21 protein-coding genes, 1 tRNA gene and 1 pseudogene are annotated in these 25,079 nt (G+C 62.5%); 14 read left to right on the plus strand and 9 right to left on the minus strand.

The window, feature by feature from the left end:
• The first annotated feature begins 44 nt into the window (after window positions 1–44).
• Window positions 45–983 (plus strand): AraC family transcriptional regulator, encoded by a 939-nt coding sequence (locus IB264_RS21790; protein ID WP_025429710.1) that lies wholly within the window; start codon window positions 45–47, stop codon window positions 981–983.
• Window positions 984–1,068: 85 nt separating this feature from the next.
• Here the strand turns inward: IB264_RS21790 and IB264_RS21795 are convergent, their stop codons facing one another.
• Both IB264_RS21795 and IB264_RS21800 read right to left on the minus strand, forming a co-directional pair.
• Window positions 1,069–1,365: a CcdB family protein gene (locus tag IB264_RS21795; protein WP_025429711.1), complete on the minus strand. Its 297-nt coding sequence runs from the start codon at window positions 1,363–1,365 to the stop codon at window positions 1,069–1,071.
• Window positions 1,365–1,610, minus strand: coding sequence for a type II toxin-antitoxin system CcdA family antitoxin (locus IB264_RS21800; protein WP_025429712.1), 246 nt, complete (start codon window positions 1,608–1,610; stop codon window positions 1,365–1,367). The genes IB264_RS21795 and IB264_RS21800 overlap by 1 nt, the downstream gene beginning before the upstream one ends.
• Window positions 1,611–1,796: 186 nt before the next feature.
• On the opposite strand from IB264_RS21800, the gene fdnG reads away from it, so the two are divergent.
• The 9 genes and pseudogenes from fdnG to IB264_RS21845 all read left to right on the plus strand — a co-directional run bounded on the left by fdnG (window position 1,797) and on the right by IB264_RS21845 (window position 12,110).
• Window positions 1,797–4,892, plus strand: a complete 3,096-nt coding sequence (gene fdnG, locus IB264_RS21805; protein ID WP_144239205.1) for a formate dehydrogenase-N subunit alpha — start codon at window positions 1,797–1,799, stop codon at window positions 4,890–4,892.
• On the plus strand, window positions 4,892–5,860 hold the full coding sequence (gene fdxH, locus IB264_RS21810; protein WP_057223816.1) for a formate dehydrogenase subunit beta: 969 nt from the start codon (window positions 4,892–4,894) through the stop codon (window positions 5,858–5,860). Before fdnG ends, fdxH begins: the two co-directional genes overlap by 1 nt.
• The gene (locus IB264_RS21815) at window positions 5,860–6,546 is read left to right on the plus strand and encodes a formate dehydrogenase subunit gamma (RefSeq protein WP_192434040.1); all 687 of its coding nucleotides are present in this window, start codon (window positions 5,860–5,862) and stop codon (window positions 6,544–6,546) included. Before fdxH ends, IB264_RS21815 begins: the two co-directional genes overlap by 1 nt.
• A 38-nt stretch (window positions 6,547–6,584) precedes the next feature.
• Window positions 6,585–7,505, plus strand: coding sequence for a formate dehydrogenase accessory protein FdhE (fdhE, locus tag IB264_RS21820; protein WP_057223820.1), 921 nt, complete (start codon window positions 6,585–6,587; stop codon window positions 7,503–7,505).
• 4 nt (window positions 7,506–7,509) lie between these two features.
• Window positions 7,510–8,910: an L-seryl-tRNA(Sec) selenium transferase gene (selA, locus tag IB264_RS21825; RefSeq protein ID WP_057223821.1), complete on the plus strand. Its 1,401-nt coding sequence runs from the start codon at window positions 7,510–7,512 to the stop codon at window positions 8,908–8,910.
• The gene (locus IB264_RS21830) at window positions 8,897–9,682 is read left to right on the plus strand and encodes a tetratricopeptide repeat protein (RefSeq protein ID WP_057205920.1); all 786 of its coding nucleotides are present in this window, start codon (window positions 8,897–8,899) and stop codon (window positions 9,680–9,682) included. The genes selA and IB264_RS21830 overlap by 14 nt, the downstream gene beginning before the upstream one ends.
• A pseudogene (gene selB / locus IB264_RS21835) lies at window positions 9,679–11,502 on the plus strand (selenocysteine-specific translation elongation factor); the annotation flags it as partial. The gene IB264_RS21830 and the pseudogene selB, both read left to right, overlap by 4 nt.
• 114 nt (window positions 11,503–11,616) lie before the next feature.
• Window positions 11,617–11,712: transfer RNA gene (locus tag IB264_RS21840), tRNA-Sec, on the plus strand.
• Between the two features lie 14 nt (window positions 11,713–11,726).
• Window positions 11,727–12,110 carry a hypothetical protein gene (locus IB264_RS21845; protein ID WP_057223826.1) on the plus strand — a complete coding sequence of 128 codons (384 nt, stop codon included), beginning with the start codon at window positions 11,727–11,729 and terminating at the stop codon, window positions 12,108–12,110.
• An 80-nt stretch (window positions 12,111–12,190) separates the two neighbouring features.
• Here the strand turns inward: IB264_RS21845 and IB264_RS21850 are convergent, their stop codons facing one another.
• Both IB264_RS21850 and selD read right to left on the minus strand, forming a co-directional pair.
• On the minus strand, window positions 12,191–12,523 hold the full coding sequence (locus tag IB264_RS21850) for a hypothetical protein (protein WP_025429722.1): 333 nt from the start codon (window positions 12,521–12,523) through the stop codon (window positions 12,191–12,193).
• A 68-nt stretch (window positions 12,524–12,591) separates the two neighbouring features.
• Entirely contained in the window at window positions 12,592–13,641 is a 1,050-nt protein-coding gene (selD, locus tag IB264_RS21855; protein ID WP_057205926.1) for a selenide, water dikinase SelD, read from the minus strand.
• 324 nt (window positions 13,642–13,965) lie between these two features.
• Between selD and IB264_RS21860 the strand changes: the two genes are divergently transcribed.
• Both IB264_RS21860 and IB264_RS21865 read left to right on the plus strand, forming a co-directional pair.
• A complete protein-coding gene (locus IB264_RS21860) occupies window positions 13,966–14,499 on the plus strand; it encodes a hypothetical protein (protein ID WP_225906383.1) in 534 nt (177 codons plus the stop codon).
• Between the two features lie 161 nt (window positions 14,500–14,660).
• A complete protein-coding gene (locus IB264_RS21865) occupies window positions 14,661–15,977 on the plus strand; it encodes a hemolysin family protein (RefSeq protein ID WP_057223827.1) in 1,317 nt (438 codons plus the stop codon).
• Window positions 15,978–16,138: 161 nt separating this feature from the next.
• On the opposite strand, the gene IB264_RS21870 is transcribed toward IB264_RS21865, so the two are convergent.
• Genes IB264_RS21870 through IB264_RS21880 form a run of 3 tightly spaced genes read right to left on the minus strand, consistent with a single transcriptional unit; the run spans window position 16,139 to window position 19,931 of the window.
• Complete coding sequence (locus IB264_RS21870) at window positions 16,139–17,185, minus strand: glutathione synthase (RefSeq protein ID WP_025429726.1); 1,047 nt, start codon at window positions 17,183–17,185, stop codon at window positions 16,139–16,141.
• Between the two features lie 8 nt (window positions 17,186–17,193).
• Window positions 17,194–19,110, minus strand: coding sequence for a flavohemoglobin expression-modulating QEGLA motif protein (locus tag IB264_RS21875; RefSeq protein ID WP_082571755.1), 1,917 nt, complete (start codon window positions 19,108–19,110; stop codon window positions 17,194–17,196).
• Window positions 19,107–19,931: an N-formylglutamate amidohydrolase gene (locus IB264_RS21880; RefSeq protein WP_057205936.1), complete on the minus strand. Its 825-nt coding sequence runs from the start codon at window positions 19,929–19,931 to the stop codon at window positions 19,107–19,109. The genes IB264_RS21875 and IB264_RS21880 overlap by 4 nt, the downstream gene beginning before the upstream one ends.
• 242 nt (window positions 19,932–20,173) lie before the next feature.
• On the opposite strand from IB264_RS21880, the gene IB264_RS21885 reads away from it, so the two are divergent.
• Together IB264_RS21885 and IB264_RS21890 are read left to right on the plus strand one after the other, a co-directional pair.
• The gene (locus IB264_RS21885) at window positions 20,174–20,329 is read left to right on the plus strand and encodes a DUF3309 family protein (protein ID WP_082523479.1); all 156 of its coding nucleotides are present in this window, start codon (window positions 20,174–20,176) and stop codon (window positions 20,327–20,329) included.
• A gap of 29 nt (window positions 20,330–20,358) precedes the next feature.
• The gene (locus IB264_RS21890; RefSeq protein WP_082571756.1) at window positions 20,359–21,375 is read left to right on the plus strand and encodes a DNA topoisomerase IB; all 1,017 of its coding nucleotides are present in this window, start codon (window positions 20,359–20,361) and stop codon (window positions 21,373–21,375) included.
• A 12-nt stretch (window positions 21,376–21,387) separates the two neighbouring features.
• On the opposite strand, the gene IB264_RS21895 is transcribed toward IB264_RS21890, so the two are convergent.
• Together IB264_RS21895 and IB264_RS21900 are read right to left on the minus strand one after the other, a co-directional pair.
• On the minus strand, window positions 21,388–21,750 hold the full coding sequence (locus tag IB264_RS21895) for a response regulator (protein WP_057205942.1): 363 nt from the start codon (window positions 21,748–21,750) through the stop codon (window positions 21,388–21,390).
• Window positions 21,747–25,040, minus strand: coding sequence for a PAS domain S-box protein (locus tag IB264_RS21900; RefSeq protein ID WP_057223831.1), 3,294 nt, complete (start codon window positions 25,038–25,040; stop codon window positions 21,747–21,749). Before IB264_RS21900 ends, IB264_RS21895 begins: the two co-directional genes overlap by 4 nt.
• Window positions 25,041–25,079 lie beyond the last annotated feature (39 nt).

Below are 25,079 nucleotides of genomic sequence, written 5' to 3' on the forward strand. Positions count from 1 at the left end.
AATCCAAAAGACTATGCCGTTTGTCCAAACTTGCGGAGCGCCTTATGAGCGATGCATTGACCGAGATTTTGCGCGGGCTGAGGCTCGACGGCGTCGAATACGGGCGTTGCCAACCCTGTGCGCCCTGGGCGACGGCCTATCCGGCACAGGAGCCCGCGCGATTCCATTTTCTGGCTGCGGGCTCGGCCCATCTTCAGACACCGGATGGTGAATGGATGGATCTTGCCCAGGGCGACGCGGTGCTGTTGCCGAGGGGTGACGCGCATGTGCTTGCCAGCAAGCCGGGCATTCCTGCCGTTTCGATAGCCGACCTGCCGAGGCGACAGCTTTGTGACGGCATCATCGATGTGCAATGCCCGTCGACGGACAGCAAGAACCTCATCTTCTTTGCGGTGATGCAGTTCAATGTCGATCGTCTGCATCCTCTCCTGCAGTTGATGCCCGCCGTCATGCGCACGAGCGACCTTGCTGCGAGCGAACCTTCGATACCGGCACTCCTTGAGGCCATGATGCGCGAAGCAGAAATGCAGCGCGTCGGCTCGGGCGGCATTCTCTCGCGGCTTGCCGATGTGCTGACTGCAACGCTCATTCGAACCTGGGTGGAGCATGGCTGCGGCACGGCGACCGGCTGGCTGGCGGCCGTCCGCAATCCGGAGCTCGGGCGCGTCCTTGCCGCGATCCACCTTGAACCTGCGCGGGATTGGAGCGTGCCCGAACTGGCAAAGCTCATGGGTGCGTCACGGTCGGGCTTTGCCCAGCGGTTTGTCGACACCATGGGCGAGACGCCGGCCCGTTATGTTGCGCGCATGCGGATGCACCAGGCGCATCAATGGCTACAGGAAGGACAGCGGGTGGCCCTTGTCGCAGGCCGTCTCGGCTACGATTCGGAGGCCTCGTTCAGCCGCGCCTTCCGCAAGATCATCGGGGCACCACCGAGCCATTACCGAAACAAGAGCGTGGCCAGGGGACAACTGGTTTCCTGAGCCGGCTGCGGTTCAGATCGCGATCGCACAGGGAGGCTGGTTGAGAGCGGCTTGGAGCGTGACGACGCTTGCTGTCACCCGTTCGCTAAAAGCCGTGAAAAACCATATCGAGAGCGGCGACGATCTCGTCGTGCCGCTCCGATAGATTGGAAACAGGTTCTGCAAGTGCCGATACGGGTATTGCGGCCAGGAACTGAGTGACCAAGGTGTAGCGAACGCCGGATATTTCAAACACGGGATTGAGGCGCTTGGCCGGTTTAGGAGCCGCTTCCATTGGCAATAGCGGGACGACGACACGGGTCTTCAACTCGTCCAGCACATCGGCCTGCACATCAAGCACCAGACCGCCGCCCGGATTGGCATAGACGTCATAACGCGCCATTAGAATTGACGGAACTGCGCCAGCGGCAGGCCATTTGCATCGACGAAGGCGTTCGAGCTCTGCAAAGCCTCGCTATTTTCTTTCTTCCAACGGGCAGCCTTGGCATCGGACACCGCCCTGGCGATCCCTGCCTCGGCAGCGCGAGAAATATTGATGTCGAAATGCCGTGCTTCTGCAAGAAGATCGGCGTCAATCGTCAAATTGGCTGCGCGCTTTGCAGAGGCAGATCGAGCATGCTCGGCCATGATTGTTCTCCTTTTGAGCGATCAATATATGCGCATCTTTCTGCGCATGCAAATACCCGGCCAGACAAGAGGCGATGGCATTGCCGATCGTCAGGAGAGTGGGTGGCGGGCAACCAACGCACCTTGACTTGCAAGCACTTAGCAATAGACTTCAAGGTACGAAGTATCGGGAAAGGGAGGCCATCTATGAACATAGACCTCTCGCGGCGCAGCTTCCTGAAGCTGGCCGGAGCGGGTGTCGTGGCAACTTCCGTCGGAGCACTTGGCTTCGGCGAATCCGAGGCGGCGGAAATCGCGCATGTGCGTGCTTTCAAGCTGAAGACCACGACCGAAACCCGCAACACCTGTCCGTATTGTTCCGTTGCCTGCGGCGTCATCATCTATTCGAAGGGTGACCCTCGAAAAGGCGAGACGGCGGACATTGTGCATATCGAGGGCGATGCCGATCACCCCACCAACCGCGGGACGCTCTGTCCCAAGGGGGCGGCACTCAAGGACTTCGTCAAGTCGCCGACCCGCCTTCAATATCCGATGCTGCGCAAGCCCAGTTCCGATACTTTCGAACGGATCTCCTGGGACGATGCTCTCGATCGCATTGCCCGCCTGATGAAGGACGATCGCGATGCGAACCTGATTGCGGCCAACGCCAAGGGCCTTCCGGTCAATCGCTGGACGACCGTCGGCATGCTGGCGGCGTCTGCAACAACCAATGAAACGGCCTGGGCGACCTTCAAATTCGCCAAGAGCCTGGGAATAGTCGGTTTCGATAATCAGGCACGCGTCTGACACGGCCCTACGGTGGCGAGTCTCGCCCCAACATTTGGCCGTGGAGCAATGACCAACTCCTGGACCGACATCAAGAACACCGACCTCGTCGTCGTCATGGGCGGCAATGCGGCGGAAGCCCACCCCTGCGGCTTCAAATGGGTGACGGAAGCCAAGGCCCATCGCGGTGCAAAGCTGATCGTCGTCGATCCGCGCTATACCCGCACCGCCTCGGTCTCGGACTATTACGCGCCGATCCGCCAGGGAACCGACATCGCGTTCCTAAACGGCGTCATGAAGTATTGCATCGACAACGACAAGGTGCAGTGGGAATACACCAAGGCCTTCACCAACGCAGCCTATCTGGTCAAGGACGGCTTCGCCTATAAGGACGGTCTCTTCACCGGCTATGATGCCGAGAAGCGCGACTACGACCGTTCGACCTGGGACTATGTGCTCGGCGACGATGGCTTCGTCGTCACCGATCCGACGCTGCAGAACCCCCGCTGTGTCTGGAACCTGCTTAAGGAGCATCTGGCGCCCTATACGCCCGAAATGGTCGAGCGCATCTGCGGAACGCCGAAGGAGAAATTCCTCAAGGTCGCCGAGATGATCTCGGAATGTTCGACGCCGACAAAGACGATGACGTCAATGTATGCCCTGGGCTGGACCCAGCATTCGCACGGCTCGCAGAACATCCGCGCCATGGCAATGCTGCAGCTGATCCTCGGCAATATCGGCGTACGCGGCGGTGGCATGAACGCCCTTCGCGGCCACTCCAACATCCAGGGCCTGACCGATCTCGGCCTGATGTCGCACCTGCTCACCGGCTACCTGACGGCGCCGACCGAGAAGGACGAGGATTTCGAGACCTACATGTCGACCCGGCAGTTCAAGCCACTTCGGCCGGGGCAGACAAGCTACTGGCAGAACTACCGCAAGTTCATGGTCTCGTTCCAGAAAGCCATGTGGGGCGATGCCGCGCGGGCCGACAACGACTGGGCCTTCAACTACCTCGCCAAGCTCGACGTGCCATCCTACGATGTGCTGCGCGTGTTCGAGCTGATGCATGCCGGCAAGGTCAACGGCTATCTCTGTCAGGGCTTCAACCCGCTGCTGGCCTTCCCCAATCGTGCCAAGAACACCAAGGCTCTTTCGAACCTGAAGTGGCTTGTCACCATGGATCCGCTGGAAACCGAGACGGCGCGGTTCTGGGAAAACCACGGCGATTTCAATCCGGTCGACACCGCCTCCATCCAGACCGAAGTCATCCAGCTGCCGACAACCTGCTTTGCGGAGGAGGAGGGTTCGCTGACGAACTCCGGCCGCTGGCTGCAGTGGCACTGGGCCGGCGGTACGCCGCCGGGCGAAGCCAAGCACGATACCTACATCATCGCCCAGATCTTCCTCAGAATGCGCGAACTCTACCGGGCGGAAGGTGGCGCCTTCCCCGACCCGATCCTCAACCTATCGTGGGAGTATGCCGACGAGAACGAACCGACGGCAGAAGAACTCGCCCGGGAAATCAACGGTCGAGCATTGAGCGATGTCATGGACACTTCCGACCCGACCAAGGTTCTCGTGCCGGCCGGAAAGCAGGTGGTGAACTTCTCGCAGTTGCGCGACGACGGCTCGACCATGTCCGGCTGCTGGATCTATTCCGGCTGCTTCAACGAGCAGGGCAACAACATGGCTCGGCGGGACAATCAGGATCCCGACGACACCGGCACCTATCTCGGCTGGACCTTCGCCTGGCCGCTCAACCGCCGCACCCTCTACAACCGCGCCTCGGCGGACCTAGAGGGCAAGCCCTGGGATCCGAGCCGCAAGCTGTTGGAATGGGACGGCGCCAAGTGGACCGGCTATGACATTCCCGACATTGCGCCCACGGCCAAGCCTGGAGATGTCGGTCCCTTCATCATGAACCAGGAAGGCACCGCGCGTCTGTTCACCCGCGGACTGATGCGCGACGGCCCGTTCCCCGCGCATATGGAGCCGTTCGAATCGCCCGTTGCCAACGTCTTCAATCCGAAGATGCGCGGCAATCCGGTCAGCCGCATCTTCAAGGACGATGCCGAGCAGCTGGGGCTTTCAGACGAGTTCCCCTACGCCGCCACCTCCTACCGGCTCACCGAGCATTTCCACTTCTGGACCAAGCACAACCGCGTCAACTCGGCGCTGCAGCCGGAGTTCTTCGTGGAAATTTCCGAGGAGCTGGCGCAGGAAAAGGGCATAACCAATGGTGGCTGGGTCAGGGTCTGGTCGAAGCGCGGCGAGGTCAAGGCCAAGGCGGTGGTGACCAAGCGCATCCGGCCGCTCATCTGCGACGGCAAGCCGGTCCATGTGGTCGGCATCCCCTTGCATTGGGGCTTCACCGGCTCTGCGAAAAAGGGTTTCGGCCCCAATTCTCTGGTTCCCTTCGTCGGCGACGCCAACATCGAGACGCCTGAGTCCAAGGCTTTCCTCGTCAATATCGAGCCTTCGACGCCGCCAAAGGACAAGGAGGCCACAGTGTGATGGATAGCCCGCGCACAGCCGTCAGCAATCCGCCGGTCCAGCCGATGGAGAGCAACCTCACGCAGCGCGATCTCGTTCGCCGCTCCGCCACGAGCGAGCTGCCGCCGCCGGAGCGGCAGCTAACACCGGTCGCCAAGCTGATCGACGTTTCCAAATGCATCGGCTGCAAGGCCTGCCAATCGGCCTGCATCGAGTGGAACGACACGTATCCGGATATCGAGGAGAATGTCGGGGTCTATACGAACCCGCACGATCTCACCGAGAACATGTTCACGCTGATGCGGTTTACCGAATGGGTGAACCCCGAAACGGACAATCTGGAGTGGCTGATCCGCAAGGACGGCTGCATGCATTGCGCCGATCCGGGCTGTCTCAAGGCATGTCCTTCACCCGGCGCGATCGTGCAATATTCCAACGGCATCGTCGACTTCATCCATGAAAACTGCATCGGCTGCGGCTACTGCGTGAAGGGCTGCCCGTTCAACATTCCGCGCATTTCAAAGGCCGATCATCGCGCCTACAAATGCACGCTCTGTTCCGATCGCGTCGCAATGGGGCAGGGCCCCGCCTGTGCCAAGGCTTGCCCGACACAGGCGATCGTGTTCGGCACCAAGGACGACATGAAGAAGCATGCCGACGAACGTATCGCCGATCTCAAATCGCGCGGATACGCCAATGCCGGCCTCTACGATCCGCCCGGCGTCGGTGGGACCCATGTCATGTATGTCCTGCATCACAACGACAAGCCGCATATCTACGCCGACCTGCCTGATGACCCGAAGATTTCCGCCGTCATCGAGGCCTGGAAGGGCGTGACCAAATATACCGGCCTTGCGGCGATGGGGCTGGCGGCTGCGGGCGCGATCCTGCACGGCCTTTTCGGCAAGGCGAACCAGGTTGCGCCTGAAGATGAGGTCAGCGCCGAGAAGCTCGTCGAGGAAGCCGAGGATCTCAGGGAGGGTGCCTGATGGCCAGGCCGAACGATGTCCAGTCCGAAGACGCGATCCATCGAGGCCCGCCGGTGACCGTCGGTCGTTATGGACCCGGCAAGCGCCTCAACCATTGGATCACCGCTTCCTGCCTGATCCTGCTTCTGCTTTCCGGCCTCTCGATGTTCCATCCGTCGCTGTTCTTCCTGACGGATCTGTTCGGCGGTGGCCAGAACACGCGCATGCTGCATCCCTGGATCGGGGTGGTTCTGTTCCTGAGCTTCTTCATTTTCTTCGCGCAGCTTTGGCGAGCCAACCTGCCGAACCGCACCGACGCGCAGTGGGTGTCGCAGATCGGCGACGTGGTCAAAGGCCATGAGGAGCGGCTGCCCGAAATCGGTAAGTACAATGCCGGACAGAAGTTCATCTTCTGGGGCATGGCGTTCTTCATTATCGTGCTGATCGTCAGCGGTATCATCATCTGGGACCAGTATTTCGGCGAGGCCACCCCCATCGACGTGAGGCGCATTGCCATGCTGACCCATTCCGTTTCCGCGGTGCTGATCATTCTCATCTTCATCCTGCATGTCTATGCCGCGATCTGGACCCGCGGTACGCTGCGGGCGATGACGCGGGGTTCGGTCACCGGCGGCTGGGCCTGGCGGCACCATCGCAAGTGGCTGAAGGAACTTGCTGGACGGGGCCGGATTGATCCTGCAGAATAACGACATAACAGCGGTGGCCGGTCGGCCCGCGAGGTGCAATGTCGATATCGTCCGTGCAGCCCGATCCCGCGATGATCGGTGGAATTCCCAAGGCTCCCTTCGTCTTGATGTCCAATCTGACGCGCCTTTTCAGGGATCGCGCCCAGCGTTTCGAGGTGCTGGCGGAAAGCAGCCGCCTTGCTCCCTACTTACACTTCCTTGCAGGCACAGCAGTAATCCAGAGTGACCTCCTTTCCAGCCTGCCGCCGCTGGAGCCGATTTCCGCAGAACAGCGCGAGCGGGCGCGCGACAATGCGATGCCGCCAATCGATCGCTCGGCCATGGGCGCTTCCGCCGAGTGCCGGGACACGGTCCGACAGTTCCTTGCGCGGGTGGAGCAACTGGAAATGCCAAAGGCCGCGGCCGAAGCGCTTGCCCAGATCATTGCCGCCGACGACGAGACGCTGGCGTGGATGATTGACAATATCGCTGCGGACAATCTGCCGCTCGATAGCCTTGCGCACCATCTTTTCGTTGCGGCGGCCGTGCAGATCCATGCGGCACGCCTGGTCGCGGGGCTCGATCCTGGTCGCCTCGTGCCGGTCAGCACCGGCGTCTGTCCGGCCTGCGGCGGCAAGCCCGTCGCTTCGCTCGTGGTCGGTTTCCACGGCGCTGAGGGAACCCGCTATGCCATGTGTGCCTGCTGCTCGACCAAATGGAACGAGGTCCGGGTAAAATGTCTCTCCTGCGGCTCGACGAAGGGTATCGGATACCGTGCCGTCGAAACCGGGGACGAGGAGGCCACGGTCAAGGCAGAGGTTTGCGACAGCTGCCATAGCTGGACGAAGATCATGTACCAGAACAGGAACCCGGCGCTCGATGCCGTGGCCGACGATGTCGGCAGTCTCGGCCTCGACGCGCTGATGAAGGATACCGGATACAAACGCGCCGGCTTCAATCCATTCCTGGTGGGGTATTGACGGAATGGGCGGGCTTGCCGAACTCCGCACCCTGCCGTCCGTCGACCAGATGTTGAAGGCGCCGGCCGTCGCGCCGCTTGTCGAGCGGCATGGTCGTGTCGTCGTGACCGAAGAGCTGCGCCTCGTGCTCGGCGAAATCCGCGAGACGGTTCGCAGTGGCGGCTTGATCCCCGATGCGGACGGCGTCATTGCCTCGCTTGTGAGCCGGCTCGACTATCGGGATCGCTCCAATCTGCGCCCGCTCTTCAATCTCACCGGCACCGTGCTGCACACCAATCTCGGTCGTGCCCTCCTGGCCGAGGAGGCGATTGTCGCCGCCGTCGATGCGATGCGAGAGGCGGCGGCACTGGAGTTCGATCTCGACACCGGCCGGCGCGGCGAGCGCGACAGCCACCTGCGCGATTTGCTTTGCGAGCTGACGGGCGCCGAGGACGCGACGGTCGTCAACAACAATGCCGCCGCCGTGCTGATCGCGCTGGGCACGGTTGGTGGCGGACGGCAGGCGATCGTCTCCCGTGGCGAACTGATCGAGATCGGCGGTGCGTTCCGCATGCCCGATATCATGGAACGTGCAGGTGTGGCGCTCATCGAGGTCGGCACCACGAACCGCACTCATGCCGGGGATTATCGTCGGGCGATTGGCCCCGAAACGGCGCTCATCCTCAAGGTGCACACGTCGAATTACCGGATCGAGGGGTTCACGGCCGAGGTCTCCGGCGCCGAACTTGCTGCGATCGCGCACGAAGCCGGTCTGGTTCTTCTGAACGATCTCGGCTCCGGGACGCTCGTCGATCTCCGGCGCTATGGCCTTGGCAAGGAGCCGACCGTTCGCGAAGCCGTGGCCGAAGGTGCAGATCTCGTTACATTTTCGGGCGACAAACTGCTGGGCGGCCCGCAGGCCGGCTTTATCGTCGGCCGCCGCGATCTGATCGCCGCGATCAACCGCAATCCGTTGAAGCGGGCCTTGCGGGTCGACAAGATCCGCATCGCGGCGACGGCCGCGACGTTGAAGCTATACCGCGACCCGGATCGGCTCGCAGCGCGGCTGCCCACCCTTCGCATGCTGGCGCGTCCGCAACACGAGATCCGCGCGCAGGCGGAACGGCTCGCGCCCGAGGTGGCGAGACTTCTTGCCCCGAGCGGACATCGGGTGGAAATCTGCCACTGTTCGAGCCAGATCGGTTCGGGCGCGCTGCCGGTCGACACGATCCAAAGCGCCGGCCTCCGGATCGAGGCTGCAAGCGGCAGCGCGCTCGAAGCGCTCGCGGCGCTTTTCCGTTCGCTTTCGCGCCCGATATTGGGGCGTCTGCAGGACGGGGCGCTCATCCTCGATCTTCGCTGTCTTTCCGACGAGAGCGAGTTCCTGAAAAGCCTCTCCGAGGGCGTCGGACATGCACTGGCTTGACCGTTTGACAGGGCGTATGCCCGAGGCGGCGTCGGACGCCGATGAGATGACACAAGCCCTGACTGCCGCCCGGAACGGCGACTATGAGACCGCCCTGCGCCTATGGGAGCCCCTGGCGCAATCCGGCGTCGCGCGGGCACAGAACAATATCGGCGCCTGTTTTGCCGAGGGGCTCGGCGTGCCGCAGGATCGGGCCCTGGCGGGCAAATGGCTGCGGCTGGCGGCCGAAGCGGGCGATCCCGTCGGCGAGCGCAACTATGCAGCCTTCCACATGCAGGACGCGGATGGCGATTATAGTATTGCCGCCGACTACTATCGCCGCGCCGCCGAGAAGGGCGATGCGCCGGCACAGGACATGCTGAGCTGGATGCTTTTAGAAGGCGAAATCATGCCGTCCGATCCGGTCGAGGCGCGCCACTGGGCGGAACGTGCCGCTGAAGCGGGCATTGCTTCGTCGATGACCCGGCTCGGCATGCTCTATCACAACGCTTCGGGTGTCGATCGCGATCCGGAGAGGGCCGTCGATTGGTGGCGCCGCGGCGCCATGGCCGGCGATGCCGACGCGCAGGCGATGCTTGGCGCCGCCTGTCACATGGGCGCCGGCACGGCCCGCGACGGCGTCGCGGCACTCGTCTGGCTGATCCGCGCGACCAATGGGGGCAGTGCCCTGGCGCAACCTTTCATCGGCCCGGTGCGCCAGAGCTTGTCGCCCGGCGAGATCGGCATCGCCGAGAGGCGCGCGCTTGAGCCCCCGGCGGAGGCGCGACCATGATCGTCGGAACCGCCGGTCATATCGACCACGGCAAGACCAGTCTGGTGAAAGCCTTGACCGGCGTCGATACCGATCGCCTCAAGGAGGAGAAGGCACGCGGCATCACCATCGATCTCGGCTTTGCCTATGCGAAATTTGCCGAAGCGGTCACCGGCTTTGTCGATGTGCCGGGCCATGAGCGTTTCATCCATACGATGCTCGCCGGTGCCGGCGGCATCGACTTCGCCCTCCTCGTCGTTGCGGCGGATGACGGCATCAAGCCGCAGACGCTCGAACACCTGGCCATTCTCGATCTGCTCGGCATCGAAAGGGGATTGGTCGCGATCACCAAGGCCGATCTTGCCGATGCGGAGCGGTTGCTGGGGCTCAGTGTCGAGATCGGCAATATGCTTTCGGCAACGGGTCTTCGCACCGCCGAAATCCTTCCCGTGTCCGCCGCCACGGGCCTCGGTATCGCCGATCTCAGAGACCGCCTGGCCGAGGCCGAAAGGGCAACCGTGAAAGCAAATGCGGCGGGCCGGTTTCGGTTTTCGGTCGATCGCAGCTTCATTCTCTCGGGCGCCGGAACGGTGGTGACGGGAACGGTCCTTTCCGGTTCGGTTGCGGTCGGCGACAACGTAATGATTTCGCCATCCGGACAAGGGGCGCGCGTGCGCTCGATCCATGCCCAGGACCAGCGGTCGGAACGCGGGGTCGCGGGTCAACGCTGCGCGCTCAATCTGGTGGGAGACGGCATCTCCAAGGACAAGGTCGGCCGCGGCGACATGGTGCTCGATCCCTATCTGCATGCGCCGACCACACGCATCGATGCGGGCCTGTTTGTGCTCAAGGGTGAGCCGAAGCCGATCAGCGAGTGGTTTTCCGCGCGCCTGCATCATGGCAGTGCTGAAGTCGGGGTCCGTATTGTGCCGCTTGAAAACCCTGTAGGTCCCGGCGAGCGGGCGAAGGTCCAGCTTGTTCTCGATCGGCCGATCGCCGCCGCGGTCGGTGATCGCTACATCCTGCGCGACGTTTCCGCCCGGCGCACCATCGGAGGCGGGCGGCTTCTCGATCTGCGTGCGCCATTGCGCAAGCGCCGGACACCCGAGCGGATAGCCTATCTCGATGCGGCAGGCGTTGCGGAAACGGGCCCGGCCCTTGCCGCGCATCTGGAAGCGCCGCCCTATATCGTCGATCTCGATGCCTTCGCGCGCAATAGGGCCGTATCGGAGGAGGAGCTACGCGAGGCCGTCGAGTTATCCCACGCCATCGTGATCGAGGCCGGGCATGTGCGCCATGCCTTGTCTGTGTCGCTGTTGGACGACCTGTCGAAGGACGTCGGACGAATTCTCGCCGATTTCCATGTCGAAAATCCGGATCTGCAAGGCATCGGCCGAGAGCGCCTGCGCCTGCAGGTGACGCCGCGATTGCCGATGCCTGCCGTTCTCTTCCTGCTCAGGCAGGAACAGGCCGCCGGACGCCTCGTACTCGAGGGCGCCTTCGTTCGCCTGCCGGGCCATGAGGTTCGTTTAAGCGAGAGCGAGGAGGCGTTACTTGGCAAAATCTTGCCGCATCTCGAAGGAGAGGAGCGCTTTCGCCCGCCGCGCGTGCGCGACCTTGCAGACGTGCTCGGCGTCGACGAGCGGGAGATCCGGCGCGTGCTCAAACTATGGGCGAGGCTCGGACGTGTCGATGAGATCCGGCACGATCATTTCTTCATCCGTTCCACCACCGCAGAAATGGTTGAAATCATAAGGGATATCGCGGGCAAGGCCGAACGGGGCGAATTTGCCGCCGGTCTCTTTCGGGATCGCGTGAACAGCGGTAGAAAGGTGGCGATCGAGATCCTGGAGTTCTTCGATCGCCAGGGAGTGACGCTTCGGCGCGGCGACATCCGGCGCGTCAATCCCCACAGGCTCGACCTTTATGACGGAGCCACGCCCGAGGCGAAGCAAGGAAGAGATTCGTCCCCGGTGGGGCGTCCGGACTTCAAATCCGGGTGGGGCAGCGAGGCTGTCTTGGGTGGGTTCGACTCCCATTCTCTTCCGCCATCGGGAGATCGCTGATGGCTTATGCGCCCTGCAGCACCGACTTCGATGACTGGATCGTTTCCACCTATGGCGAGGCTGGCGCTTTCACCATGCTCTTCGTCCTGCTGGCGATCGGCGAGACCCGTTTAGACCTCCTGCGCTCGGCCTATCTTCACGTCGTCGGCGACGACACCCGATGGCAGGATATGGACGCTCTTTTCGCCGGCGCCGGCGTCAAGTGGTCCGGCGTCGTGTTTTACCGCGCCGGCCCGGAGGGTCTTGTCGAAGACCATGTCGCCAGGGGACGGCTTGCCTCTCTGGTTCGCAATCTCAACGAGGACCGCTCACTGATCCGCGAGGGCGAGTTCTTCAATGTCGACGGATTGCGGCTGTCGATTGAGGAGATCAAGCCCCATTGATCTCCAGTCTCGGTCTTGTCCCGTTCGGCAATAGCGGTTCACGGCCTTTGTGCTGAAGGCTGAGTGCAATCATGCGCAGGCTAGCAACCGTTTTTCTTGATATCCTCGGGCGTCATTGCGAGATCGAGGCCACGCGCGGTCGGTGGTTGCCATGTCGGGGAGTCCTCGGACGCGCCTTGCGGATTTGTACCGATAAGGGCGCCGCCTGTTCCGCCGGTCCAGCCGGTCGAGCCGGCGTTGCCGGGTGCTGTACCATCCGCGCTCAAACGGTCGGGCTCCGTCGCCGGGTCCGCCTTCCCGGCGGTCGCATCGCATCCGGTGTTGGCATCGTTCTCCTGCGAATGTGCAGGGACAGTCATGCCCAGACAGGCGAGGAAGAGAGCGGTGGCAAGGGCAAATCGGGGATCGCGCATGGCATTCTCCTTCAGCGTTGCTCTACCAACGGGATGCTGCGGCCGGTTGTTCCATCTCCCCTTTTCACTCAGGCGCGAACCTCCACCTGCACGGGGCCAGGTTGCGTGTAGCCGACGATGCTGGCGAGCGGGTAGCCAGCGTCCCGGATCGTCTTGACCAGACTGTCAGCGCTGGCGGCATCGCAGGCCACCAGAAGTCCGCCTGATGTTTGCGGGTCGGCGAGCAAAAGACGCTGCCAGTCCGCCATACCATCGGGCAATTTGATCTCGCTGCTATAACTCGCCCAGTTGCGCTCCGACGCGCCGGTGATGAAGCCTTCTCGGGAAAGCGTTTCGGCCTGCGACAGGAACGGAATGTTCGCGAGGGAGAGCGACACGGTCAAGCCGGACGCGCGGGCCATTTCGAGCCCATGACCGAGAATACCGAAGCCGGTGACATCCGTCAGCGCATGCACATGCGGATCGGCGGCAAGCTCGGACCCGATCCGGTTGAGAAGGGTCGTCGAGGCGATCATCTCCTCATAACAAGCCCGCGGCAGCGCCTTCTTCTTGAAGGCGGAGGAATAGATGCCGACGCCAAGGCCCTTGGTGAGGATCAAGGCATCCCCCGGCTTCGCGCCGCTATTGCGCCGCACCTGTTCCGGGCGACAGATGCCGATGACGGCAAGGCCGTAGATGGGTTCGACCGAATCGATCGAATGCCCGCCTGCCACAGGGATGCCGGCCTGCGCGCAGATCGAGGCGCCGCCTTCGAGGATCTTGCCGATCGTCTCGGGGGAAAGCTTGTTGATCGGCATCCCAAGGATCGCAAGCGCCAGGATCGGCTTGCCGCCCATGGCGTAGATGTCGGAGATCGCGTTCGTTGCGGCGATGCGCCCGAAATCATGCGGGTCATCGACCACAGGCATGAAAAAATCGGTGGTGGCGATGATGCAGGTGTGGTCGTCGACCTGCCAGACCGCCGCGTCGTCCGCCATCTCGTTGCCGACGAGAAGCTGGGAGAAGGGCTGCATGGCCGGCTGATTGGCGAGAAGCCGCTGCAGAACCGAGGGCGCAAGCTTGCAGCCGCATCCTCCGCCATGGGCAAGCTCAGTCAGACGGGGTTCAAGAGATGTCATGTGTGCTCCCGCGTAAAAGATTTTGCCCGTTCGACCGCGTGGTCTCGCCGGCAACCGATAGTTGGCAAGTTAGGACGATGTCGTGCGGGAGCAAGGCCGCTTCGATGCTTCTGCGAGATATGGCCGTCCGGAGCGGCAGGGTGACCGCGTCCCCGGTCGCTGCGACGGTTTGACCCGCCGAATCGACGCCTGCTGCGTGCGGGATTGTCGTGATCTGCCATGACAAGTTGTTGTATCCCTTTCGGTGTTGCGCCATGTGTACAACTGTCGATCAGCCGTCAGCCGAGCGGGGAAGTAACCTCGCGGGCAATTGGAGTCATGATTTTGTTTTCAAGAGTTTTTCTGCCTGCCCTTGCCGTCCTCGCCGTTTCAGGCGTGCCCGCAGCCTTTGCATCCGAAGATGTCGCGGCCTTTTATGACGGCGCCCTCTGCAACCCGCCCTACACGATGCAATCGGCAACCGAGTTCTATGACGCCGCCGAGAAGCTGGTGAAACCCGATACGTCGCTGCTGACGGCCTATGTCTACAAGCTGCCGTCCGACATCGGGCGCGATGGCTTTAAGACGAATGAGGTTATCTTCGCCGGCAGCTCCGTCGGCGTGCTGATCGAAGGCGCGCGTGCGGACGAATTGGCGGCCCGCTACCAGCTGGAGCGCGAAAAAAGCAGCATTCTCGGCACGTCCACCAAGGGCTATGCACGGGTTCTGCCCGATGCCGAACAGCCGACAGCGGAGATGGGCATCGTGTCGATCGTTGCCCGCGAAAGCGAAGCCATTCCCGGCAAGACCTTGCTCGCCTGCGAGTTCGTTTCGCATGCGGATCTGGAGGCGCTCAAGAATCTTGAAGGCGGCAACTAGGACGAAGCGATACGCCCGGCCGACAGGGCCGTCCGGGCGCATTCCGGGATGCGGGCGAAGTCACAAAGATCGCCTGCGTCCCGTCTGACGTGTACGGCAAGAGCATGTTAGGCTGATCGCATTTTCAACAATGCGAGGCGCGACGCGCCCGAAGGGAGACCATGTCCGGCTCGGATGGCAGTATGTTCGACTATCTCGGGATACTGGCCGTATTTCTGCTCGTTGCCGCCAACGGCTTTTTTGTTGCGGCCGAATTCTCGCTGGTTTCCGTCCGCCGCAGCCGCGTGACCGAATTGGTGGCACAGGGGCGAATGAACGCCAGTGCGCTCCAGCATGCCGTCGACAATCTCGACGCCAACCTGGCCGCCACTCAGCTCGGCATTACCATATCGTCGCTGGCGCTCGGCTGGGTGGGCGAGCCCGCTCTGGCGCATCTGATCCAGCCGCTGTTGAGCGGCCTGCCGATGGCATGGGCCTCGTTCGGTTCGCATGCGATCGCGGTCGCGATTTCGTTCATCATCATCACCGCGCTTCATATCGTGCTCGGAGAACTGGCGCCGAAGAGCCTGGCGCTGCAGCGCAGCGAGGGAACGGCCCTTGCGGTCGTGCGTCCGCTCGGATTTTTCCTGTTTCTGTTGCGTCCGGCGATTCTGGCTCTCAACGGCCTCGGCAATCTCGTGCTTCGACTGGTCGGTCTGCGGCCCGGCACCGGCGAGGCGTCGATGCATTCGCCCACCGAACTGAAGCTGCTTGTCGCCCAAAGCCAGGAGGCCGGTCTCCTCGATGTTGCCCAGCAGGAACTGGTCGAACGGATCTTCAACATCGGCGACCGCCGGATTTCCGATTTCATGACCCCGCGCATGGAAATCGACTGGATCGATGCAGACGACACGCGGGAGGAAATCCTGCGCACCGTCAGGGATTGTCACCATGAGCAGTTGCTCATCGGCCGAGGCGGCATCGACTATCCCTTGGGCATGGTGCTGAAGAAGGATCTGCTCGATCAATTGCTCGACGGCCAGACGCTCGATCCGATGAAGGCGATGCGAGAGCCGCTGGTGCTGCACGAATCGGCGCGCGTCTTCCGTGTCCTCGAAACCTTCAAGACCGCGCCCGTCCGTCTGGCGATCATCGTCGACGAATATGGCAGCCTCGAAGGCATCATCACCCAGACCGACCTGTTGGAGGCGATTGCAGGCGACCTGCCGGATACGGAGGCGAGCGATCCTGACATCGTCACCCGCGCGGATGGTTCGCTGCTGATTGAAGGGCTGATGTCGGCGCACGACGCTTTTGAGCGGCTCGGCATTCATGACCGGCCGGAGGGCGATTTTCACACCATTGCCGGCTTTGCACTGCAGATCCTCGGCCATCTTCCGCATGTCGGCGAAACCTTCGACTTCCAGGACTGGCGCTTCGAAATCATCGACATGGACGGCATGCGCATCGACAAGCTCTTGGCGTCGCGCCAGGAGTGATACCACTGCATGTTTCCCTAAATCCTTCGATTTAGGGATAAAAACATGCAGCAATTCAAAGTGCTACAGCGACCTTTGCGCGTCTAATAAGACGCGCGGCGCTGTAGGTCCCGCTGCTGCGGAACTCGTCTCCTGGTCGGCCAGGCGATGTGAAGGCCATGTCAGAGCGTCGCCAACGCGCGGTTGGACAGGGCGCCGCCATAGGCCTCGCGAATGGCTACCTTGTTTTCCAGGGCAATCACGATCTCTTCGGCGAAATCGATCGCATGCAGGGCCCGAATGGATTGCAGACCACCGGGTGTGAAGACATTGATCTCCAGGATCTTGTCGCCGACGATATCCAGGCCCACCAGGAACATGCCGTCGTCGATCAGTTTGGGCCTCAGCTTTTCAGCAATCGCCAGTATGGCCGGGGTAATGGTTGCCGCCTGGGCGGTGCCGCTCGCGTGGATGTTGGACCGCACCTCGCCCTTGGCCGGAACCCGTCGAAAAGCGGCATAGACGTCGTCGCGAACGAGCGGGCGGCCGTTCATCAGGAAAAGCCGGATATCGCCTGCCGTGGCTTCTGGCAGGTAGCTCTGGGCAATGAGATAGCCGATCTCGCTGACGGCCTCGAAGATCTGGTTGAGGTTGGCTTCCTCGCTCGACTTTATCTTGAAGACATTCCTGCCGCCTGAGCCCTGCAAGGGCTTGAGGATGACGCCGTCGCGATGATCGTCGATGAACGCGCGGATCTCTTCGATGTTCTTCGAAATCAGCGTCGTCGGGCGCACGGCCCGGGGGAAATCCTGAAAGTAAAGCTTGTTCTGCGCAAGCGACAGACCGGAGGGATCGTTGACGACGATCGCGCCGCGCTCCGAGGCGAGGCGCCCGAAGTTGGCGCCGACATTGGCGGCCCACGGCCGGCCTTCCGCATCTTCGGACGGGTCGTTGCGCAGAAACAGCACATCGATCTCGCTGATGTCGACGACGCTCATCTTCGCATCGTCGGCTTTCAAAGCCGAAATGAACGTTTCCGGCTTTTTCGGCTTCGTACCGTTGAGGCTGCGCGCCCGGATCATCAGCTTGTCGTCGGGCCGCAGGATGAAATCCGCCGGGGTGACGTAGCAGATTTCATGCCCGCGGGAGAGGGCGGCAAGCGCCAGCGCCGTCGTCGTGTAGGACGCTGTCTCGGAGTCTATCGAGTTGACGAAGAAGGCTATGCGCATCGGATCTCCTACTCTGCGACCATGTCGAGCGGGGTTATTCCCCCACGCGCCCGGTCCAGCCGGGCACGTGCATGGGCGTCATCCAGAAATATAGGGCGCACCGCCGGCGCACCCAGCAAGCCGCGCAAGCTCAACTCTTGCATGGCTGCGAAATGTGAGGCGGCGATCTTGCCCATCCAGAAGGGTTCAAGACTGCCGCCTGCGGCCAGATGGGCAAGCAGCTGAAGAAGCCCGCGCAGATAGATCGCGTCCTTCGCCAACCCGCCTCCGCGATAGATCCGCAGGACGATGTTGAAGGCGTCATCAGGCTGAAACCAATGCTGATCGACGAGCAGCCGATAGGTCTCCGGGAAAAGCGCACCGTTCAACATCGCCGCGCAGGCAATCACGCGCGCCGCAATCAGCCGCAGGCGCCCCAGCGTCATGCCGCCGCTCAAATATTCGGCAAACACGGCAAGCCCTTCCTGCATGCCCTCGTAGCCTGCGAGGCCCGAGCGGAAGAGCCGCAGCCCCTGCGCCGAGCCGTTGAAATAGGTCAGCAGGTGCACGCCGATTTCGTGATTGAGCAGGGCCTCGACGCGGTGCCGGCTCATGGCCGTGCTGCGCGAAATCAACAGCTGGCTCCTCGACACCAGCAATCCGGCGGGAATGTCGTCGCGCAGCTCCACCGAGGCGGTGAAATCGGCATATTGCCGCTTATAGGCCGAAACCATCGTTTGCGCCCGGTTGCGAACGTAGTCGCAATCCACATTGTCAGCCGCCGGTTTTTGTCCGGGCTTGCCGGTCCGCTTTTGTGTCTGCACCAGGATATCGGTGGCGACGTCGAGGAGTTTAGCCTCCACCGGACCATAGAGCGCCCGGCCGAATTCGACGAATGTGCGGCTCTCGCGGGCCGAGATCATCGAAAGCTGCAGGTCGAGCTCCTGTTGTTTCTGGCGATAGAGCGCGTAGAGCAACGGGTCCTCGAGATGCTCGAAGCTGATCGAAAAAAGCTTCTTCTTTGCGGCCTCGACTTCAAGTGTCAGCGGCCGATAGAGCAGCCGCGGGCCGACTTCGTATCGGCTCGAAACAAACTCCGCCCAGGCCGCATCGGCGTTGATCGGCGTTACCGCCAGGAGGAAATCGAAACTTGAGGCAATCTCGTCTATGGCGCGGTCGGTGCGGGCCACCGTCTCGACGAAGGTTTTACGGCCGAAGGCCCGGTGCGTCGAAACGCGCGTGTCCGTCGCGCATTGGGTCGCTGCCGCCAGCGCCTTGAGACCGGCATCGAAGATGTTGGCAATCAGGCGTTCTCTTAGTTCCGGGTAGATCCGTCGCGTGCCCGGCTCGCGATAGATCGGCGCAAATCGCACACTGATGTGGGGGAACGCCGTCAGCGCTTTGCCGTTGGCGTCTTGCGGCGGTGGCGACAGCAGGTCCATGTGGGCGGTGCGAAATTTGCCTTCGATCGTGCTGACGGAGCCGAGGAAGGCTTTCGCGGCGGCCTCAGCAGCCGGGTCCTCGCCAGCGGTGACTTCGATCGTGAAAGGCGGCAGATAGGGCGCGTCCTTGGCGGGCGCCTCGTCCCGTTCGAGTTCGCCATATTCGAGCACGAAGAAAGCGCCGAGACGCTGTCGAAGCGCGCTTCCGACTGCCTCGATGACAGCGGCAGCCGCCGCGGCGTCGGGTGCCATCAGGTAGGAGGCGTTGGACTGGGTGATCTCGCGTGCCACGACGGCTTGCTTCGCCTCGGCGATAAACACGCAGAGAAAGGGCAGCGGTCGGTCGATGTGCAGGCGCCCGCCCTCGGCAAATTCGCGCCGCACCGCTTTGCCGGCCTCAAGGCAGGCGATCACCTCGCCGAGCCACACATCATCTGGTGCCCGGTGCCCGGCTTCCTGATGATCCCGGGCGCTGTGATCCCTTGGCGTCGCTGCGCTCTTCATCGGCGCGCATCCAGCGCCTTGACGAGATCAGGCACAGTCGATGCCACTAGCGCGCGCAATGCCTCCAGCACCTCGAAATCCGGCTCGCCGGTCCATTCGTCCATGAAGAATTTCTTGAACTCGATGGCGATCGCGCAGCCCGTCTGCGGAAAGTACTCATGGATGAAACGCGTTTGTTCGCCGCGCCCCTGAAACGCGACATTCTCGCGAACGTCGAAACGCCTGCCCTGAAATTCGAAGCGGTGAAAGGTGTCGAGCAGTGTCGCGAGCACATCGGCCCAACGGTCGCGGTTCATCGAATGGGTGCCGATGTTGATCTCGGGCGCACCTTCGGGATCAGAGGGTGTGGCGGTCGACCCACCGCGCCGATGATTGTAGCTGTGCACATCCAGAACGACGAAGCTGCCATGCCGCCGCTCGATCGACAGCAGCATCGATCGCAGCATGCGATAATATTCGTCATGCAAGACGAGTGAGCCCTCGTGAAGTTCATGAGGAAGCGCGTCTCGCCAGACTGTAAGCCCCCAGGCCTGTAAGGGGTCGACATATACCGCGCCGTCGCGGGCACGGTTGAGATCGACCTCGAAGCGCGAGCGATGCACGATCACCCGGTTCACCAAGTCCTGAATGATAAAGGCGGTGTAGGGATCCTCTTCCCGCAGGCGCTCTTCATCGGCAAGGGCTATCAGCGACCGCAGATCGGCGCGCAGGCCGTGCCCGTCGTGTATCGCCGTAGCGACGACGGGACTGTCGCCGCGATGCACGGTCCACCAGCTGTCTTCATCGAAGTCCTGTCGTTTATCACCTGTTCGATCAAGCATATTCGGGTCCCGTTCCTCCCTCGTCGATGGACCTGTGGTCTGGCTACAATTCGCGAGAGAACGGTTCGGTTCCAAACGCTGCGCAATTCGCATCGGGACGAGAGGTGCAGGGAGCATGCCGATGGCGGTCACACTGGGACGGTCGCGGCTCGTTGCGTCTTGGCTGCTGCACGGGCGACGGAACCAATGCGCCTCCGCCGCATTTTCCCAACACGTTACAACGCATTAGGGAAGGTGGAGCCATGCTTGGAACCATTCTGCTTATCGTATTGATTCTGCTGCTGATCGGTGCGTTTCCGAGCTGGCCGCATTCGACCAACTGGGGCTATGGCCCATCGGGCATACTCGGCGTTCTGGTCGTCGTTCTCTTGATCCTCCTGCTCCTGGGACGGATCTGACGGTGGCGTAAATCTTGTCACCCGCGTCGATGGAACCCGACCTCATCTACGTGACCGACGCCGATCCGGGCATAAGGCGCTACCGGAAGGGAAAGCGCTTCAGCTATCGCCTTCCGGACGGCTCGACCCTCAAGGATCCGGACACCCGAGCGCGTATTGCAGCGCTCGGCCTGCCACCCGCCTATGAGCGTGTCTGGATCTGTTCCAAGCAGAACGGCCACCTGCAGGCGACCGGCTTCGATGCGCGCGGGCGAAAGCAGTACCGCTACCATGATGCCTGGCAGGAAATGCGCAATCACGCCAAGTTCGATCAGTTGATCGACTTCGCCACTGCCCTGCCGAAAATTCGCCGGACCCTTCGCCGCCATATGGATGGGCCGCTTGACGATGCTCGCACCGTGCTCGCCGCCCTTTCGACACTGCTCGATCAGGCGAGCCTGCGCGTCGGCAACGCCACCTATGTCGAGGAAAACGGCACCTATGGCGCAACGACGCTTTTGAAACGGCATCTCAAGCTGCGCGATGAGGGCATCGAGCTTCGCTTCATGGGCAAGGGCGGCAAGCGTGTCGTTCGCCGGCTGCGTAGTCCGCGGCTGCAACGGTTGCTCGAAGATATTGCCGACCTGCCCGGACGCCAGCTTTTCGTCAGCAGGGACGCGAACGGTGATCTGCATCCGATCGATTCCGGTCGGCTCAATCGCTATCTCGCCGACATCTCCGGTGCACCGATCTCGGCCAAGACATTTCGCACCTGGGCGGGAAGCGTCGCCGCTTTTACCGAGGCGCGCCTGGCGCTGGCGGAGGAGCGGCGCCCCTCGGTCAAGCGGATGTGCGAGGCGGCGGCCGACGTGTTGCACAACACCCCAGCTGTCTGCCGCAAGAGCTATGTTCACCCTGATATCATCGCCCTTGCCGATAGGGAGGGCAAAATCAACCTGCGGCGGCTTGAGGCACGGCCAAGGCAAAGCAACCTGTTGCGTGCCGAGGAGGATCGCCTGCTGCGGTTCCTCCAATACGCCGCGCGCGCGAAGAGGCGTGCGACCTGAGTTGGGTCGTGATCATTTGCCGGCCAGCAGGCCCTCAACTGTGCGGATGAGGTCCCGGCTGTTGAACGGCTTGGAAAGGCGGGGAAGGTTGCGATACTGCTCGGGAAGGTCGGAGGCGGCGTAGCCGGTCAGCAACAGCACCGGAACGCCGCGGGCCAGCAGCTCGTCTGCCACGGGATAGACGAACTCACCGTTGAGATTGACATCGAGCGTCGCTGCCTGCGGTGTCTCCCGCTTTGCCGCGGCGATCGAACTGCGCAGGCTGGTGAAGGGGCCGATAACATCGAAACCCGCGGCCTGCAGGTCGTCCTGGATCTGTATCGCCAGCAGATACTCGTCCTCGACAACAAAGACGCTCCGTTGTCCGCCATTCATCGTTCAGCACCTGCGGCGTAGGGCATGTGGATCGTGTACCTCAAACCGCTCTTTGCAAAATCCAGTTCGACGTCGGCGCCGAGGTCGGAGCCGACGACGCGTTCCAGCAGCAGCCGGCCAAAACCGTTTCTGGAAGGCGGGGCGACTACGGGACCACCGGTTTCACACCAGTCGATGTGAAGCGCCTTGTTGGCCCGATCCAGGCTCCAGCTGACGTCGACATGCCCGCTTTCCACCGAAAGCGCGCCATGCTTGGCGGCGTTGGTTGCGAGCTCATGGGCCGCCATGCCAAGGGCCAGAGCGTGCCGTGGCGAGAGCATGATCGCCGGTCCGCCGAAGGAGACGTTGCCGGCGTTTTCGTTCTTGTAGGGCGCAAGCTCATCGCAAAGGATCGTTTCCAGCGAAACGCCGGCCCAGGTTGCTTCCGCGAGCCGGGTATGCGTCTGGGCGAGAGCCCGGATGCGCGCATGAAACGATTGCTCGGCCTCCTTGCGGTCGGGGGTCATGGCGAAGGACTGGCGGGCGATCGAGGTGACGGTCGCGAGCGTGTTCTTGACACGGTGGCTGAGTTCGGCAACCAGCAGATTGCGCTGCGCCTCGGCGTCCTTGCGTTCGGTAATGTCCATGCAGACGCCGGCGAGGCGCAGCGAGGAGGGTCCTGCGCCTTGCAGAAAACGGCCGAACGCCTCCAGCCAGCGAATGGATCCATCGGGGCGGCGGATGCGATAGGATGTGTGGTAGTCCTCGCGCCTTTCGATGGCGGATTGGATCTCAAGCTCGACCATGGCGAGATCATCAGGGTGGATGTCCGCCTTGAAGTCGTCGAGCGTGCCGCCGAAACTGCCCGGCTCTAGCCCGTGAAGTGCTTCGAGGCCCGGCGACCAGATCACCTTGCCGGTGTCGAAGTTCCATTCCCAAGCCCCCATCCGGCCGGCTTCGAGCGCCATCTGCAGCCGCCGCTCGCCATCGCGCATCGCCTGTTCGGTCTCCTTGCGCTCGGTGATATCGACGAAAGCGGCAACTGCGCCTTGCGGTATGCCCCAGGCGTCGATCAGCGGCGTGGCATTGCCTAGCAGATGCCGGGACGTGCCGTCGTCAAAGCGGATCTCCTGTTCGAAGCTGCGCACCTCTTCGCCGCGTGCCGCCCGCTGGACCGGCAATTCGTCCGGCGAAAGCAACCTGTCTTGCGAATAGACCTTGAAGTGCGCGGGCCGTTCGCCGGGCGGTGCCGAGAGGGAGGGATTGCTCTCAGGCGGCAGCCGCAGCAGCTCGAACGAGCTTCTGTTGCCGCTGATGACCCGACAATCTGGGGTCCTGGCAATCCAGATCGGCGCCGGGACCGCTTCCATGAGCGCGAGCACCTCCGTCGCCCTGGCGCGCTCCTTTGCCTCGTTGTGCCGCAGCAGATCTTCGGCCCGCCGTCTCGCCTCTTCGGTCCGGATGCGCTGCACGCTGAAGCTCAGCTGGCGGGCGATGGTCTGAGCGAGGTCGACCTCGGAAGCGGCGAAGTGATGCGTCGTGTCGTAGTAGGTCATGAACTTGCCGATCAGTCGGCCTGCCGAGACCAGCGGAATGAAGCCGAGAGCGCCGATGCCTTCGGTTCGAACGGCTGCGCGCAACTCATCCGAGATGTCGGCCAGGCCAATATCTTCGATGAAGATCGGGTTGGGATCCTGCGCCTCCGCGCTCCATGGCGTGTGGCCGTCGACGGCGAGGCGATAGCGTTCCGAAAGTCCGCGGGAGGCGACAAAACGCATGGTGCCGGTCTCGTCGATGAGCAGGATCGATGCCCGGCTGCAGCGCAGCGCCGATTGAATGGCGTCGAGCGCAGCCTCATAGACGGCGGCGATCGACCGCGCACGGTGCACTCGCTCGGTAAACTGATAGAGCGAAGCCTGCTCGCGCAGGCGCTCGGAAAGCACCAGCTCGGCTGCCTTGCGTTCGCTGATATCGCGGGCAATCTTCGAAGCGCCGACGACACGCCCCTCGTTATCGAGGATCGGCGATATCGTCAGCGATATGTCGATGAGGGTGCCATCCTTGCGTTGCCGTCTCGTTTCATAGTGATCGACGCGTTCGCCTTTGCGGATCCGGTCTAGGATTTGCATTTCCTCGTCTTCATGGCCCTTCGGAATGAGGCGCATGATCGGGGTTCCCACCATCTCCTGCACGCTGTATCCGAACAGTGCCTCGGCGCCCCTGTTCCAGCTGGTGACGACGCCGTTCAGGTCCTTGCTGACAATGGCATCATCAGAGGATTCGACGATCGATGCGAGATGGCGGGCGGAAAGCTCGGCAATCCGGCGGCTTTCGCTTTGTTTTTGGCTGTCGGCAAGCAGTCGAGCGTTGTCGATGGCGATGGCCGCTTGGGCGGCGATGGCAACGACGATGTCCTCGGAATCGTGGGTGAAGACACCCGGTGCGTCATGGCCGAAGAACAATCCCCCGAGCACGGCCCCGGAGCGGGCGATCACCGGAACGGCGAGGTAGCTGACAACGGGCAGATGCCCCGGCGGCATGCCGAGATGCGGCTCGCTCAACCCGTAGCGCGGGTCTTTGCGGATATCGTCGCTGCGCACGACCCTTTCGCCGTTGAAGGTCGGCGCGAACACTGCCGTCTTGCGCGGCGGGCCGAATTTTTCGAACGCTTCCCGCGGTGCGCCGGACAGGGTGAAGAGTTGAAAATGCTCACCGGTCTCGTCGACGACATTGTAGAAGAACGCACCGAATTTCGCGCCGCTGAGTTCCGTGGCGCTGTCGGTCACGGTCTGGACGATATGCTCGATATCGAGGTCGCTGGCTAAAAGCCTGGAGATGCGATCGAGCGCCTGAATGCGGTCGGTCTTGGCGCGCAGTTCCTCTTCCGCCGCCTTGCGCTTGCCGATGTCGATGAGGACATTGACGGCGCCGATCATCTCGCCTTCGGCATCGAAGATCGGTGTCGGGTAAGGAACCACCGCCACCATTGTCCCATCGGGACGCGCGACGATCAATTCCTCGCCACGAACGGCGCGTTTGCTGAGGAGCGCCTCGGCCATCGGGCATTGATCGGTCGGCAGCACCGTGCCGTCAGGTCGATGCAGGCGCCAGCAGACGCACCAGCGGTCCGCATTGAGGCGTGGTTCGCGTCCCGCCAACTCCGCCGCAGCGCGATTGAAATAGGTGACGACCCCGGCCGCATCCGTGGTGTAGATCGCGATCGGAAGGCTGTCGAGGACAGCTCTCGATTCGATCGTCTGCGATCCCGCTGCTCCCGCCAGCGCTGCCGCCAATGCTTCTGCGCCGCTCATAATTCCCTCCGCAAGCGCTTGCTAACGCAGGGCAACGCG

Source organism: Ensifer sp. ENS11, assembly GCF_014851895.1.
Lineage (GTDB): Bacteria > Pseudomonadota > Alphaproteobacteria > Rhizobiales > Rhizobiaceae > Ensifer > Ensifer canadensis.